The sequence below is a fragment of the Mycobacterium montefiorense genome, assembly GCF_025823255.1.
Classification (GTDB): Bacteria; Actinomycetota; Actinomycetes; order Mycobacteriales; family Mycobacteriaceae; genus Mycobacterium; species Mycobacterium montefiorense.
Genome location: NZ_JACKVL010000017.1, coordinates 763,395 through 778,118 on the forward strand (window position 1 = coordinate 763,395; position 14,724 = coordinate 778,118).

Annotated in this window: 10 protein-coding genes and 2 pseudogenes; 7 read left to right on the forward strand and 5 right to left on the reverse strand. The window is 63.8% G+C overall.

What is annotated here, in order from left to right:
* Positions 1 to 12 precede the first annotated feature (12 nt).
* From H7K34_RS23550 to H7K34_RS23565, 4 genes are read right to left on the reverse strand one after another with little or no spacing between them, the layout of a single operon-like run.
* Positions 13 to 963 carry an SDR family NAD(P)-dependent oxidoreductase gene (locus H7K34_RS23550; protein ID WP_264064396.1) on the reverse strand — a complete coding sequence of 317 codons (951 nt, stop codon included), beginning with the start codon at positions 961 to 963 and terminating at the stop codon, positions 13 to 15.
* Positions 960 to 2,819, reverse strand: a complete 1,860-nt coding sequence (locus H7K34_RS23555; RefSeq protein WP_264064398.1) for a flavin-containing monooxygenase — start codon at positions 2,817 to 2,819, stop codon at positions 960 to 962. The genes H7K34_RS23550 and H7K34_RS23555 overlap by 4 nt, the downstream gene beginning before the upstream one ends.
* Positions 2,816 to 4,216 (reverse strand): aromatic ring-hydroxylating oxygenase subunit alpha, encoded by a 1,401-nt coding sequence (locus H7K34_RS23560; RefSeq protein ID WP_264064399.1) that lies wholly within the window; start codon positions 4,214 to 4,216, stop codon positions 2,816 to 2,818. The genes H7K34_RS23555 and H7K34_RS23560 overlap by 4 nt, the downstream gene beginning before the upstream one ends.
* The gene (locus tag H7K34_RS23565; protein WP_264064401.1) at positions 4,216 to 5,079 is read right to left on the reverse strand and encodes an SDR family NAD(P)-dependent oxidoreductase; all 864 of its coding nucleotides are present in this window, start codon (positions 5,077 to 5,079) and stop codon (positions 4,216 to 4,218) included. The genes H7K34_RS23560 and H7K34_RS23565 overlap by 1 nt, the downstream gene beginning before the upstream one ends.
* Before the next feature lie 218 nt (positions 5,080 to 5,297).
* Here H7K34_RS23565 and H7K34_RS23570 point away from each other — a divergent pair, with 218 nt between their 5' ends.
* From H7K34_RS23570 to H7K34_RS23595, 6 genes and pseudogenes are all read left to right on the forward strand, one after another.
* Positions 5,298 to 6,932, forward strand: a complete 1,635-nt coding sequence (locus tag H7K34_RS23570; RefSeq protein WP_264064402.1) for an SMP-30/gluconolactonase/LRE family protein — start codon at positions 5,298 to 5,300, stop codon at positions 6,930 to 6,932.
* Positions 6,932 to 7,681 (forward strand): GntR family transcriptional regulator, encoded by a 750-nt coding sequence (locus H7K34_RS23575; protein WP_264064404.1) that lies wholly within the window; start codon positions 6,932 to 6,934, stop codon positions 7,679 to 7,681. Before H7K34_RS23570 ends, H7K34_RS23575 begins: the two co-directional genes overlap by 1 nt.
* A 1-nt stretch (position 7,682) precedes the next feature.
* Complete coding sequence (locus tag H7K34_RS23580) at positions 7,683 to 9,293, forward strand: AMP-binding protein (protein ID WP_264064406.1); 1,611 nt, start codon at positions 7,683 to 7,685, stop codon at positions 9,291 to 9,293.
* Positions 9,286 to 10,068: pseudogene (locus H7K34_RS23585) on the forward strand (SDR family NAD(P)-dependent oxidoreductase). Before H7K34_RS23580 ends, H7K34_RS23585 begins: the two are co-directional and overlap by 8 nt.
* Complete coding sequence (locus tag H7K34_RS23590; protein ID WP_264064408.1) at positions 10,065 to 11,537, forward strand: AMP-binding protein; 1,473 nt, start codon at positions 10,065 to 10,067, stop codon at positions 11,535 to 11,537. Before H7K34_RS23585 ends, H7K34_RS23590 begins: the two are co-directional and overlap by 4 nt.
* Before the next feature lie 28 nt (positions 11,538 to 11,565).
* Positions 11,566 to 12,708, forward strand: a complete 1,143-nt coding sequence (locus H7K34_RS23595) for an NDMA-dependent alcohol dehydrogenase (protein ID WP_372510871.1) — start codon at positions 11,566 to 11,568, stop codon at positions 12,706 to 12,708.
* A 22-nt stretch (positions 12,709 to 12,730) separates the two neighbouring features.
* On the opposite strand, the gene H7K34_RS23600 is transcribed toward H7K34_RS23595, so the two are convergent.
* Positions 12,731 to 13,201 carry an SRPBCC family protein gene (locus H7K34_RS23600; RefSeq protein ID WP_264064410.1) on the reverse strand — a complete coding sequence of 157 codons (471 nt, stop codon included), beginning with the start codon at positions 13,199 to 13,201 and terminating at the stop codon, positions 12,731 to 12,733.
* 288 nt (positions 13,202 to 13,489) lie between these two features.
* Between H7K34_RS23600 and H7K34_RS23605 the strand changes: the two are divergent.
* Positions 13,490 to 14,550, forward strand: a pseudogene (locus H7K34_RS23605) (agmatine deiminase family protein).
* The last annotated feature ends 174 nt before the right edge of the window (positions 14,551 to 14,724 follow it).

Consider the following 14,724-nt stretch of genomic DNA (forward strand, 5'->3'; position numbering starts at 1 on the left):
GGGCCCGTCGGGCTAGCCATTGAGCGCTCCTTGGTCGTTCGAGCGGTGAGCAAGATCGAAGCTGTATCCGATGTGCTGGTTATGTCCATCCGGGACGACGGGAAAGATGAGTGGCGCCTCGACGTAGCGGATCGCATCCAGATGGCTGCTGACCTCCTCGATCGTCCACGACGCCCGGCACACGCCGGGGCTCTCCGCGACGACCGCCCGCGCCACCCGACCCGCCAGCGCGATGAACAGTTCACCGGTCACCGAGCACGACTCGTGCGCGAGCCAACCCACCACGGGTGCAACCAATTCCGAACCCATCGGCGGATACGCCGAGGTGTCGATGCCTTCCGCCATCCGCGTCACCGCGGCCGGCACAATCACGTTGCACCGCACACCTTCGGCGGCGCCTTCGAGCGCGGCGACATTGGACAATCCGATTACGCCGGCCTTGGCGGCCGCGTAGTTGGCCACGTGGTGGTTTCCATACAGGCCACCGATCGACGAGGTCAGCACGATGCGGCCGTAACCCGCCTCGCACATGAGCGGAAATGCCGGCCGCACAACGTTGAACGCGCCACGCAAATGCACGTCGACCACGGCGTCAAAGTCCTCGTAACTCATCTCCTTGAGCGAGCCGGGACGTACGTTGCCCGCGTTGTGAATCAGGACGTCGATGCCGCCGTAGTGCCCGAGCGCCGTGGCGATGATGGCCTCGCCTCCTCCACGCGTGGCTACCGACGCACTACAAGCGACGGCCTCGCCACCGGCCGCGGTGATCTCGGCGACCACCTGCTCGGCCGGACCTGTGTCGACGCCCGCACCGCCGAGGCTGCCGCCGACGTCATTGACGACCACCTTCGCCCCGCGTGAGGCGAGCAGCAGGGCGTAGGAGCGGCCGAGTCCTCGGCCGCCGCCGGTTACCACGGCGACGCGACCGTCGAATCTCAGTTGCGGCGCACATGTTTCGCTCAACCGCCGAGCACCAACCCTTCCAGATCACCCTTGTCGCGCCACAGCCGCAACAAATCCTCGAACGCGTAAAAGCCGGGGCCGTAGGGTTCGCCCAGGTGCGACCGGATTCCCTGTCCGCCGCCACCACCTTCGTTGTTGTAATAGCCGGGCGTGCACTGCGCGTCGAACGCCGAACTGTCGATCGCGGTCTCCCGGATCGTCGCGCACCACTGCTCCTGTGCCGCTTGACTGGGCTCCACGGTGCTGATTCCCCGTTTCAGCGCTTCGGCGATCACGTAGGCAATGTGCTCGCCCTGCAGTTCATAATTCGCGGCGATGTTGGCCGAGATGCCGACTTGGGTGAAGCCCGTATAGAACTGGTTCGGGAATCCACGGCTGGTCATCCCGTGCAGCGTCTGGTAACCGTCTTGCCAGTAGTCGAACAGCGACAGTCCGTCGCGTCCCTCGATCGTCTCGATCGAATAGCGGCGGCTGATCTCGGTGGTGATTTCGAAGCCGCTGGCATAGATGATGCAGTCCACCTCGTACTCGACACCATTGGCCACCAGACCCTTTTCGGTGGCCCGCTCGACGCCCTTGCTCGAGGACACGTCGACCAGCGTGACATTCGGACGATTGAAACTCGCCAGGTAATCGTCGTTGGAACAGGGCCGCTTACATAGGAAGCGGTAATAGGGCTTGAGCGCTTCGGCCGTCGCCCCGTCCTCGATCAGGGAGTCGATGCGGCGCCGCAGCCGCTCCATGATCTTGTAGTCCTCCTCCTCTCGGAGCGCAACGAACTGCTCGGGAGTCATCGACGCGGGGTCGTCCAGGGCGAGCACCCGGGCCGCGGTGTTGCGTCCCAGCTCGGTCCAGAAGTCGCACACCAGATCCGGCTGACCCAGCGCCATACCCTCGAACGTCCATGAGTGGAAGTTGCGCTGACGCTCCCGTTGCCAACCCGGCCGCAGCGTCTTCACCCATTCCGGATCGGTCGCAGCGTTGTTGCGTTCGTCGACGGTCGACGGTGTCCGCTGAAACACATAGAGATGTTTGGCGGCGCGCGCGAGAAAGGGCACGATCTGGATGCCCGTGGCACCGGTGCCGACCACCGCGACGCGTTTGTCCGCCAGTTTGTCCAGGCTCCCGCTGACATCGCCTCCGGTGTAGTCGTAGTCCCACCGCGACGAATGGAAGCTGTGTCCGCCAAACGCTTTGAGTTCGGGAATGCCGGGCAATTTCGGCCGGTGGAAGGGGCCCGACGCCAGCACCACGAAGCGGGCGCGGATATCGTCGTCGCGGTTCGTGCTGATCCTCCAGCGCTTCATCTCCTGGTCCCAACGCAGGTCACGCACCTGGGTGGAGAAGATCGCCGAATCGTAGAGGCCGAAATGCTTTCCGATGTTGCGGCAATGCTGGTAGATCTCGGCACCGTCGGCGAACTTCTTCGACGGCATGAAATCGAGCTCTTCGAGAAGCGGTATATAGCAGTAGGATTCGTTGTCGCATTGGATTCCCGGGTAACGGTTCCAGTACCAGACGCCGCCGAAGTCACCACCGAGCTCGATGATTCGTACGTCATCGACGCCCGCCTTCTTCAGGTGGGCCGCCGACAGCAGGCCCCCGAAGCCACCGCCGAGAACCGCGACGTCGATGTCGTCGACAATTGGCTCACGTGGGACCACCGGCGTGTGGGGATCGACTTCGTAGTAGCCGGCGAAGTCGTCCTCCAATTCGATGTACTGATTGGAACCTTCTTTGCGCAGCCGCTTTTCGCGCTCGTGGCGGTATTTCTCACGCAGCGCGTCGATGTCTAAGTCGTCGGGCGTCCGGGTTGGCCCGCAGGCCTCTTGGGCCGCCTTGATATCCGGGGTCATGCCCGTGGGTGCTCCTCATCTGAAAGGCTTTGGGGTTCTCCGACACCCATGTACCTCGACAATTGGTAATGCAGATTGACCGTGCTGCGTTCGCGGTATGGATTGGGTTTGGTGCCCGGGAACCCAAGCGACTTCATGCCCTGTTGCACGGCGGCCATGTTGGAGAAGTCTTGCGGTAGAACCGACCGCCATCGGGGGTCGCCGACCGGTGTGTACTCCCACTCTGTTTGTGGCTCTTGACCTTTCGGGTACAGCTCGAGGACCGACACCTCGAAGATGCACTTGTTGGGGTTGTAGCTGGGGTGTGGCCGCGCCCCGTAGCACAGCGCGCTGGTCAGGCCCTGCCCAATCTGGAAATTTGGAAAGATCTGCCATGCGGTGCCGGCCTGCCCGAGGATGTCGGCGGGAATTATCGGCCAGAGCACGCCACGGGCCTCGTCGTCACGGCGCGCCGACGCCAGCCCGTGTTCGAGAACCTTGTCGGCCGGTGTCCCCTCGGGCAACTCATCAACCAGTCGCTTCGCCGCGTTCACCAGCGTCTGCGTGGTGGTGGCGTTGGTTTCCTCCATCGTGTACACCTGCATCTCCGCGGTCGAAACCCGCGGATCGGCGCCGATGCCGAGGCGGATCTTGGACTTGGTGGCCTCCATCTCCGCTGGCGCGTCGTAACCGATGTGGCTGTGTCTGCCTTGCGCTTTCGCCCAGCCCTTGAATTCGCCGAACTTGTTGAACTCGGGGTGCGTGGTGAAAACGTGGTAGGTCTCGTTGAAGGCCTCCAGCGCGACCTTCCAGTTGCAATCGAAGGACAGCCACTTACGCCATTTGTAGCGCATGTTCTCACAACCGAACGGATCGAGAATCTTCGCGGCGGGGAACAAGAAGTCTGCCAGCGGCTCACAGTCGGGGTCCATGTTGATCCACAACCAACCGCCCCAGGTGTCGACTCTGACCGGTCGAAGGCGGGTGTTGTCTGCTTTGAGCGCTTCCTGCCAGTCCTGCTGTTCGCGGATATGAGTGCACGCTCCGTCGAGACCGTAGGTCCAGCCGTGAAAGCCGCAGACGAACGACTTTCGCGTTCGGGCACATGCGTTCTTGGCGCCCTCGGGGGTGTCGATCAACCGGCGGCCACGGTGCATGCAGACGTTGTGGTGGGCATGGAATTCGCTACTGCCGCTGCGCACCACGATGATCGAGTCGTCGAGAATGTCGTAGGTCAGGTAGCTGCCCACCTCGGGCAGCTCCTCGACGCGGCCGACTTGCTGCCAAACCTTGCGCCACAGCTTGTCGCGCTCGGCGCGGGCATAGTCCTCGGAAATGTATGCCTCGACGCCGATCGTCATTGGTTTCGATAGTTCTTCGGCCGCTTCGGAATTCACACCTTCGGCTGGCTCGGTCATCACATCCTCCTTATTGCCGCGCGGAAGGATTCGTCATGCAAGAAAAGTGAGGTGTTGTCGGCGCCTAGATGGCTCCACTTGAGGCCCAGCCCGCCGTCGACGAGCAGCGTCTGGCCGGTGACGTAGCTCGACATCTCGGAGAGCAGAAAAAGGATGGCACCGGCCTGCTCCTCGGGCCGCCCACGGCGTCCCATCGCGATCGCCTGCCGGTCCCGGCCAGGGTCCTCGTCGACATAGGCGCGCGAGGCCGCTGTCTCGGTGACGCCGGGAGCCACGGCATTGACCCGGATTCCGGCCTGCGCCAACTCGAGGGCCATCGTGCGCGTCATCGCCGTGATCGCGGCTTTGGCTGTCCCGTAGGCGATGTGAAATGGCGCGGTGTTCATGCCGCTGATCGAGGAGATCGACACGATCGACCCCTGCTGTTGCTGCGCGACGAGCTCACTTGCCACGGCCTGGCTCATAAAGAAGGCCGTTTCGAGATTGTCTGCGAAGATCTTGCGCCAGTCGCTGCGCGCCACCCGGGTCGACGGCATCCAGGTCGCCGGCTGCGCGCCGCCGGCGACATTGACCAGCCCGTACAAGTCGCCGTCGGCACGGCGGGCGTGGTCAAGCACCGCAGCGATGCCCTCGTCGGTCGATGCGTCAGCCACGACCGGCACCACGGCCAGACCCTGCTGCGCCAACGGGGCGATGTGCTCGCCGAGGTTTTCCTTCGACCGGCTCACCGCGATCACCGTGGCACCCGCCCGGGCGGTCATGGCCGTGACGGTCGTACCGATGCCGCCCCCGCCGGCGCCGGCAACCACCACGATGCGACCGTCGAGCCCTAGAAGATCGCTGTGATCCTCGTGATCGTCCATGACCTGCTTCCACCCACCGCCGCCGTCAAGCGTCCGCAATGAGATCTCTTGCTCATTTTGTCCGGACAAAATACGGGATTCTGTCCATTGGAGAACACTATTCCGATCAGCGCACTTCGCTGTCAAGGTCGAGCCGGAACACATTCGTAGCTATTGTCTGGACTAAGAGGAGTTGATAACGTCCAGCCCAACCGGCTGACGGAAGGACCTCGGCGAGCATGTCGATCTCAAGGGCCATCTCAACGCAGCCCTCGCGGTATGCCCCCTCGAATTCCGGGGCACACCCGATCGAAGTCGCGCAGGGCTGGGAGCTCGAGCAGGTCACCGCACCCAGCCGGCTCTTCGGCGCCAATGGCTTGCGCACCGGCCCGGACGGTCGCATCTATATCGCCCAGGTGACCGGCAGTCAGATCAGCGCGCTGGATCACCGCACCGGGGAACTGGTGACCGCCAGCCCCAAGGGCGGCGACATCGTGGCGCCCGACGACGTCGCGTTCGATGCCAGCGGCAATCTGTACGCGACCGAGGTGATGGACGGCCGGGTCAGCGTGCGCGACACCAGCGGTCGAACGCGGGTGTTACGTGACGACGTTCCTTCAGCCAACGGCATCACCATTCACGCAGGCCGATTGTTCATCGGTGAATGCCGCGAGGGTGGGCGACTGCTGGAATTCGACCTGGCGGGCGGGCCGCCGCGGGTGCTGTTAGGGAATGTGCCCTCGCCGAATGCGATGGAGGTCGGCCCGGACGGCCTGCTGTATTTCCCGGTGATGGGCGCCAACGAAATCTGGCGTATCGACCCCGATGGCGGCGATCCGCAGTGTGTCGCGGGCAATCTCGGTGTGCCCGACTCGGTCAAGTTCGACGAGCACGGCTACCTCGTCTCGACGCAGGTGGCGAGCGGGCAGGTGCTGCGCATCGATCCTCGCAGCGGCGAACAGCAGCTGCTCGCCCAGCTGAATCCGGGGCTGGACAACTGCACCTTCGTCGGCGACCGGCTCTTCGTATCCAACTTCACCGGCGAGATCACCGAGATATCGCCCGCCGGCACAACGCGCTCCGTGTTGGCAGGCGGACTCAACTGGCCGATGGACCTGGCGGTGGGCCATGACGGACAGCTTTACATCGCCGACGGCACGTACTTCTACGTCGCATTGCCCGACGGGTCTTTACACACCGCCGGAATGCTATTCAGCCCCGGTTATCCCGGATTTCTGCGCGGCGTCGTCGCGACCGGACCCGGCGAATTCGTCGTCACGACATCGGGCGGCCAGATCGCCCGCTACCGGCCGGAGGTGAACGAAAGCGAGGTGCTGGCAGACGGTTTCGACCAGCTTTATGGTGTCACCCTGAGCCCGAGTGGGGTGGTCGTTGCGGAATTGGGCACCGGGCGGGTGCTGTCGCTGCAGTCGGGGGGTATCGAGGTGCTGGCGACGGATCTGCGTGAGCCGGTCGGCGTCGCGATCGATACCGACGGCGCGTGTCTGGTCGCGGAGGCCGGAGCCGGACGGGTGGTCAGGGTGAACGGGTCGAGGATCGACACCGTCGTCGCCGATCTGCAACGGCCGCAGGGCATTGCGGTCCAAAGCGGTGTGCTCTACATCGTCGATGCCGGCGCCAAGGAGTTGATCGCGTTCGACCTGACCGGCCACGCGCGGCGCACGATCGCGTCCGGGCTGCCGGTCGGTCCCCCGCCGGGCGTGACACCCAAGCCGCTGCGCGGCATGCCACCGTTTTCCGGACCGCAGGGCCCATTCGCCGGAATCACCGCCGCGGCCGACGGCACGCTCTACATCTCGGCCGATGGCAACGGCAGCGTGCTGGCAGTGCGTCATACCAGGGACGGCCACTGATGTCGGCGACCATCGCGGGCGACCACCGCTACCTACAGATCGCACGCACGCTGCGCAAGGAGATCGTCGACGGCGTTTACCCGGTGGGCTCGCAACTACCGACCGAGCACCAACTGTGCGAGCGCTTCGCGGTGAGTCGCTACACCGTCCGCGAGGCCCTGCGCCGGCTCAGAGAGGACAACCTGGTCGCGTCGCGACCCCGCGCGGGTACCCGGGTAGTTCCCCGGACGGCGTCGAGTTCCTATGCCCAGGACGCGATGTCGATCGACGACCTCCTCGCATTCGCGGCCGGCGCGCAGCTGACCATCGAATCCAACGCGATGGTGACGATCGACAACGACATCGCGGCTCGGACCGGACTCGAGGTCGGGACTCAGTGGCTGTCGGTGCGTGGTTACCGGCGAGCCGACGGCGCGTCGGTGCCGATGTGCCGGACGGAGTACTACATCACCCGGAGTTTCGCCGCGGTCGGCAGGTTGCTGCAGCGCCATACCGGCCCGATTTTTCCGTTGATCGAGGATCTGTTCGGCGTGAGCGTCGCTGCGTTGCACCAAGAGATCGCCGCCGTCGCGCTATCGGCAGAATTGGCCGACAGCCTGGGCGTGGAAGCCGGAACGGCCGCGCTCGAGATGCGGCGCACCTACACGACCTCGGACGGCGAGGTGGCCCAAGTAACGATCAACACCCACCTGTCGTCCAGATTCCGGTATGCGATGACCATGCGTCGCGTGACTGGTCAGGCTGGTTGAGGTGATCGCCCGGGTCCCACAGGACACGGCACACGCGGCGCAGGCATACCGCCGCGGGCTGTGGGTGCACACCACGCTGGCCGATTCACTGCGCACCGCCGCAGCAGACTCGCCACAGCGAATAGTTTTGGTGGACAAGGATATTCGGCTGAATTGTGCCACGCTATACACGCAGGCCAGCGCGCTGGCTGCCGCCATGCTGTCGCGCATGCCGACGGGCAGCGTCGTGTCGTTCATGCTGCCGAACTGGCACGAGACCGCCGTCATCTATCTGGCCGCGACGCTGGCCGGTATGGTGGTGAACCCGATCTTGCCGTCGCTACGCGACCACGATCTGCGCTTCATTCTCGAAGACGCCAAAACCGCACTGATTTTCGTCCCACACCAACACGGCGGCCACGACTACGCGGCGATGCTCGAACGCGTGACGGCCACGATGAGCCCGGCGCCGACGGTGGTGGTGCTGCGCGGCTCCGAAACCGGGCAAGCCGGTTCGCACACACCGTATCGGCTCCTACTGGAGCGGCCACTGGATTCCGCAACCCTGCCAGCGCTGGATCCCGATTCAGTGCGAATGATCCTCTACACATCCGGTACCACGAGCCGCCCGAAAGGTGTACTACACACCCATAATTCGATACACGCGCTGATCTGTCAGATCCGCGACCACTGGATGATCGCCCCGGGCGACACGTTCCTGGTCCCGTCGCCGGTTGCCCATATCGGTGGCTCGATTTACGCGTTCGAATGCCCGCTACTGCTAGGCACAGCCGCGATACTGATGGACCGATGGGAACCGCCACAAGCGGTCGCACTGATGGCCTCCGAGCGGTGTACCCACATCGCGGGGGCAACACCATTCCTGCAGCAACTGTTGGCTGCCGCCGAGCGCGCCGGCACCCGGCTGCCCGACCTGAAGGTATTCATCTGCGGCGGCGCGTCCGCATCTCCGTCGCTGATCCGTCGCGCCACAGAGTATTTCGACCATGCGATGGTCACCAGGGTGTACGGCTGCACGGAAGTGCCCGTTGCGACCGTCGGCGCACCCCGGCCACCGGAGGCCGATCACGCAGCGGACACCGACGGCAGACCCGGCATCGCTGAGATCAAACTCGTCCCACACGAGTCCGCGCCCGCCGGTGACGGGGAGATCTGTGTGCGCGGCCCACAAATGCTGCTGGGTTACCGACATCGGAAAGACGGCGCCGACTCTTTCGATGCCGCCGGCTTTTTCCGCACTGGGGATCTTGGGCGCTGGGTTGATGACGGGTACCTCGTCGTGACTGGCCGGGCCAAGGACATCATCGTCCGCAGTGGTGAGAACATCTCGGCCAAGGAGGTCGAGGACCTGCTCGCCGACCATCCCGGCATCGCCGAGATCGCAGTCGTCGGACTGCCCGATGAGCGCACCGGCGAGCGGGCTTGTGCGGTGATCGTCCCCGCGGGCGCGGCCAGCCCGGACGTCGCGAGCCTGCTTGCGCTGCTGGTGAGCAAGGGGGTCGCCAAATTCAAGGCACCAGAACGGGTGGTGATCTGGGATGCCCTGCCGAAGAACGACGCGGGCAAGATACTCAAACATCAGATCCGCGCGGTGCTGACACAGGATGGGTGAGATGCAGATCGCAATCGTCACGGGAGCAAGCAGCGGCATCGGCTTGGGGTGCGCAACAAAGCTTGCCGAGATGGGCATGGCGGTCGTGGGCATCGGCCGCGACCGGGCTCGGCTGGCCGGGCTCGAAAGGGCGATCAACGATCCGGATCGCGTCGCGACGCTCGCTGTCGACCTGACCGACGATGACGCGCCGCGACGCATCGTGGACCTCGCGGTGCAGCGGTAGGGCCACGTCGACTTCCTGATCAACAATGCCGGAGTGGGCAACCCTAAGCCGCTACACGAAACCGACGACGAGACCCTGGACTACTTCCTGGATTTGATGCTGCGGGCTCCGTTTAGGCTCGCGCGCGACGTGCTGCCGCACATGGCGGCCGGGTCGGCAATCATCAATGTGACGTCGACTTTCGCGGTGGTCGGTGGGCTGCGAGGCGGCGCGTACTCCGCCGCTAAGGGCGGACTGACCGCGCTGACCACTCACATCGCCTGCCAGTACGGCGCATCCGGCATCCGTTGCAACGCCGTCGCGCCGGGCGTGACGGTGACGCCCATGGTCGAAAAGCGTTTGGAGGATGCGCGATTTCGCAAGATCAACACCGAAATGACTCCGCATCAGCGGCTGGGCCGCGTTGACGATATCGCCAGCACCGTCGCGTTCCTGTGCTCGCCGGGTGGAAGTTTCATCAACGGCCAAACGATCGTCGTCGACGGCGGATGGAGTTCGACGAAGTATCTTTCGGAGTTCGCGTTGGAATCGCAGTGGATCGAGCGATGAACCTGTTTGCGATGCTCGATGCGGCCGCGAGCCGGTTCCCCGATCGCGGCGCCGTGTACCACGGGAGTCGCCGTTTGTGGACGTGGCTCGAGTTGCACGACCGGGCATTGCGGCTGGCCGCGTCGATCCGCCAACAGCATGGCGTGGGTGCTCGCATCGCGATCGCCACCCAGAACCGCCCCGAGATCGTCGAATTGATGTTCGCGATCTGGGCTGCCGAGTGCGTCGTCGTCCCGATCAACTACAAGCTGCATCCGCGCGAGATGGCTCAGATCCTCGACGACGCGGGCGCGGCCCAGGTGTTCGCCTCCGCCACGATTGGCGCCGAGCTTGCATCGATCACCGCGACGTCAACGGAAATCATTGAATCCCAAGACTACTCACGGCGATTCGACGTCGTCGCGTCAGCACACCCACAGGCCGACCCGAGCGCGCCGGCGTGGCTGTTCTACACCAGCGGAACCACCGGCCGATCGAAGGGCGCGATGCTGTCGCACCGCAACCTCACGGCGATGACGGTCGCGCACCTTGCCGACATCGACGCTGTCGACGAGGACTGCAGCCTCGTGCATGCGGCGCCGATGTCGCACGGCTCTGGCCTCTACGTGCTGCCGTACGTGTTGCGCGCCGCCCGCCAGGTGGTGCCCTCCTCGGGTGCGTTCGATCCCGACGAGTTCCTCGATCTGTGCGAGCACCACCCGGCCGTCAGCGCATTTCTGGCCCCGACGATGGTGCAGCGACTGGTCGATACGGGCCACGGCCGTCCGGCCAATCTCAAGGCGATCGTCTACGGCGGCGGCCCAATGTATGTCGAAAGCCTGCGGAAGGCGATCAGGGCATTCGGCCCGATCTTCGCGCAAATCTATGGGCAGGGCGAGTCACCGATGACTATCACCGGGCTACGCCGTGTCGATCACGACTCGGACGACGACGCGATTCTGGGTTCGGTCGGCTATGCGCGGTCGGGGATGCAGGTCGTGGTGCTGCGCGGCGAAATCGTTTGCCGCGGAGACGTGGTCATGTCCGGATACTGGCAAAATCCGGACGCGACCCGCGCCACGCTCAAAGAAGGCTGGCTCTACACCGGCGATATGGGTTCGTTCGACGCGCGCGGTTTTCTCACGCTGCGAGATCGATCGAAGGACGTCGTCATCAGCGGCGGGAGCAACATCTACCCCCGGGAGGTGGAGGAGGTGCTGCTCGAGCACCCCGGCGTCTTGGAGGCATGTGTGGTGGGCACACCCGATGCCGAGTGGGGTGAGGTGGTGGTCGCGTTCATCGTCGGCGCGGTCGACCCCGCGGCGTTGGATGCGTATGTGTTGGGGCGCATCGCCCGCTTCAAACGGCCTAAGCGCTACGAATTCGTCGACGAGCTACCGAAAAACAGCTACGGCAAGGTGCTCAAGCGGGAACTGCGACCCGGCTTGACGCCCAGCCGCGTTGGTATTGCAAATGCCTCGAGACAATAGGGAGATCGCAATGAAGTGTCGTGCCGCTGTGATCCGCGGGGTCGGCCAGGACTGGGAGATCCGCGAGATCGAACTGGATCCACCCCACAGCGGTGAAGTCCTGGTGCGGATCGCCGTAGCCGGAATCTGCCACTCCGACGACCATCTGTTCACCGGCGACGTGGTGCCGACTCCCGAGGCGGTGGCCGCAAGCGGTCAGCCGGCGCCGGACTGGTTCCCGTTGCTGGGCGGTCACGAGGGCGCGGGGGTGGTCGAAGAAGTCGGGCCGGGTGTGACGACGGTGCAGCCGGGCGACCACGTGGCGCTCTCGTTCATTCCGGCGTGCGGCAGTTGCCGGTTTTGCGTGAACGGCCAGAGCTACATCTGCGATATCGGCGCCAGCCTGTTCGTGCGAGAGATGCCCACCGACGGAACCTGCCGCCGGCATCTCGGTGACGAAAACCTATTGGCCTATGGGCAACTCGGCACGTTCGCCGAATATGCGGTGCTGTCGGAAAGGTCGGTCATCAAGATCGACGACGCGATCCCGTTCCACGCCGCCTCGCTCGTCTCGTGCGGGGTCAGCACCGGCTGGGGTTCCGCGACGATATCGGCGGGCACCGAACCCGGCGACATCGTCGTCGTCATCGGCGCCGGCGGCGTCGGGATGAACGCCCTGCAAGGAGCGCGGGCCGTCGGCGCGAAATATGTCGTCGCGGTGGATCCGGTTGAGTCCAAGCGAGATTCGGCCAAGATTTTCGGGGCCACGCACACCGCCGCCTCCGCGCAGGAAGCAATACCGCTGGTCACAGAGATCACCGCGGGCCTGATGGCGGACCGCGTGGTCGTGTGTCCCGGCGTGGTGCATGTGGACCTGATTCCTTTGGCGATGACGCTGCTTCGCAAGGGCGGGATCTGCGTGCTCACCGGCATCACCCCGTTCACCGAGCCACCGGTCGGGTTGGTGCTGCAAGAGATGACGCTGTCGGCCAAACAGCTGCGGGGAGCGCTGTACGGCGGGATGAATCCGCGTACCAGCGTGCCGATGCTGTTGTCGATGTATCAGGCCGGCGCGGTGAAACTCGACGAGCTGGTCACCCGCCACTACCAGCTCGACCAAATCAACCAGGCATTCGCCGATCTGCGCGAGGGCAGCAACATTCGCGGAGTCATCGATTTCGCCGGCGTCTAACTAACTCCGGATTCGCAGCGGCTCAGCAGGATTCGAAGTGACTACGAATGCCGGCCAACATTGCGATGTGAGCCTTGACTCCCTTGCTCCTGGTGATCGGGGCCAATGGCCGGGGTGCCGATATCCGGATGTGCTCGGTGATCCGGGTGCCGACTACCGGTTCCCGGATCGGCTCGAAGCTCACCATTCCGCGCAGGCGCACCCCGTGGGATTGATCGGCCTCGGTCAGCACGTAGCCGCTCTGGCGAACATGCAGGCATGCCTGGTACGTGATCTGCATGGTGAACGGTCCCAGCGGAATTCGATCGACCACCCGGTAGCTGTGCCGGTAGCCATCCGAGGCTTCGCTGCGCTCAAGCGACTCCACCGACACGATCAGCGGGTGCACGAGTTTGATGTTGTCCAAATCGACGTAGAAGTCACGCACCGCTTCTAAAGGCGCGGGCACGTCTTCTGACAGCGCGTGTTCGGAGTGCGCGGTCCACAAGCTCATAGCAGAGAACCTAGCCTTGCGACCACGCCGCGCTCGATCGCCTCGCCCAAACCTGCCGTCGGTCTGCAAGCTCGAATGAGCCAAAGCTCGAATCCACACCAGCCTCCGCTTCAACAGTCATGGCATCTTGTGATATCACTATCTCATATAAGACGCTATCGTCTTAAACGAACAGCATCTGCCTCTACGCCCGGTATGTCCGACGGCGTTCGAACAGGAACGAGCGGTCTACATCAAAGAGGCGACATGTCGGCGTTTGTTTCCGTCACTTCGAGCGCGAGCAGTGAAATGAACGGCTGGAAAATGCCGGCGGAGTCGGCACCGCAGGACCAGGTTTGGATGGGGTTTCCCAGCAGCAGTCTTGCGCTGGGGATTGATGAACGTGGCCACCACAAGATACGAACCATGTTGGCAGCCGTAGCTCACGCAGTTGCCGAATTCGAACCCGTGACTATGGTGGTGGATCCGAGCCAAATTTCCGTAGCGCAGTCCTACCTTCGACAGAGATCGACTTAGTTGCGGCACCGCTCAACGCGCCACGGATGCGCGACATCGGGCCAACTTTCGTGCATAACACCGACGGATCTGTGGTAGCGATCGATTGGCTATTCAACGGCTGGGGTACCCAATGGCCACAGCTTATGGCGGACAACGAAATTGGCCGCTTTGTCGCGCAGCGCGCCGGGTTACCAGCGATGAGCTCATGGTTGGTGAACGAGGGAGGCGGAATTCAAGTCGACGGCGAAGGTACCGTGTTACTCACCGAGACCGTACAACTCGACCATGCGCGCAACCCAGGCATCACTCGCGCCGATGTTGAGCACGAACTGGCCCGCATGCTCGGAACAACTCACGCGGTTTGGCTGCCACGGGGCCTCACCCGAGACCACAGTAATTGCGGCACCCGAGGGCATGTGGACCTCGTCGCCACAATTACTTCGCCGGGCCGGTTATTACTGCACACCCAGCGCGACGAGGGGCATCCGGACTATCGAGTTTGTCAGGAGATTCGCACGGCACTGGAGGCGAGCCACGACGCTGCCGGAAGGTCACGGGAGATCACTGAGATTCCGGCACCAACGACGCTCAAGGACGCTCAAGGGTTCGTGTGCTACAGCTACATCAATCACCTAGTAGTCAATGGGGGCGTCATCGCGTGCAGTTTTGACGACCCGTCAGACCAGCAGGCAGTAGCGATCCTTGCCGAGCAGTACCCCGGACGAGAGGTCGTAACCGTCGACGCGCGGCTTCTGTTCGAGCGCGGCGGCGGTATCCATTGCCTGACCCAGCACCAGCCGTCGGCTCTGCAAGCTTGGATGAGCCAAGCTCCAGCTCAGCTGCATCGATGAAGTCGCCGACACTACTCGGCTTGACTTTTAATCCTGTCAAGACTCTTAGAGGGCGCCCGCTGTTCGGGAATTGTGCTCACGCCTTCCGAGTACTTATTACGTCTTCGTGTCATCCCGCAGCATTGTTAAGTGCACTCTTGGCCGCGCATAGAGAACGCCCGAAGATAATGCAGA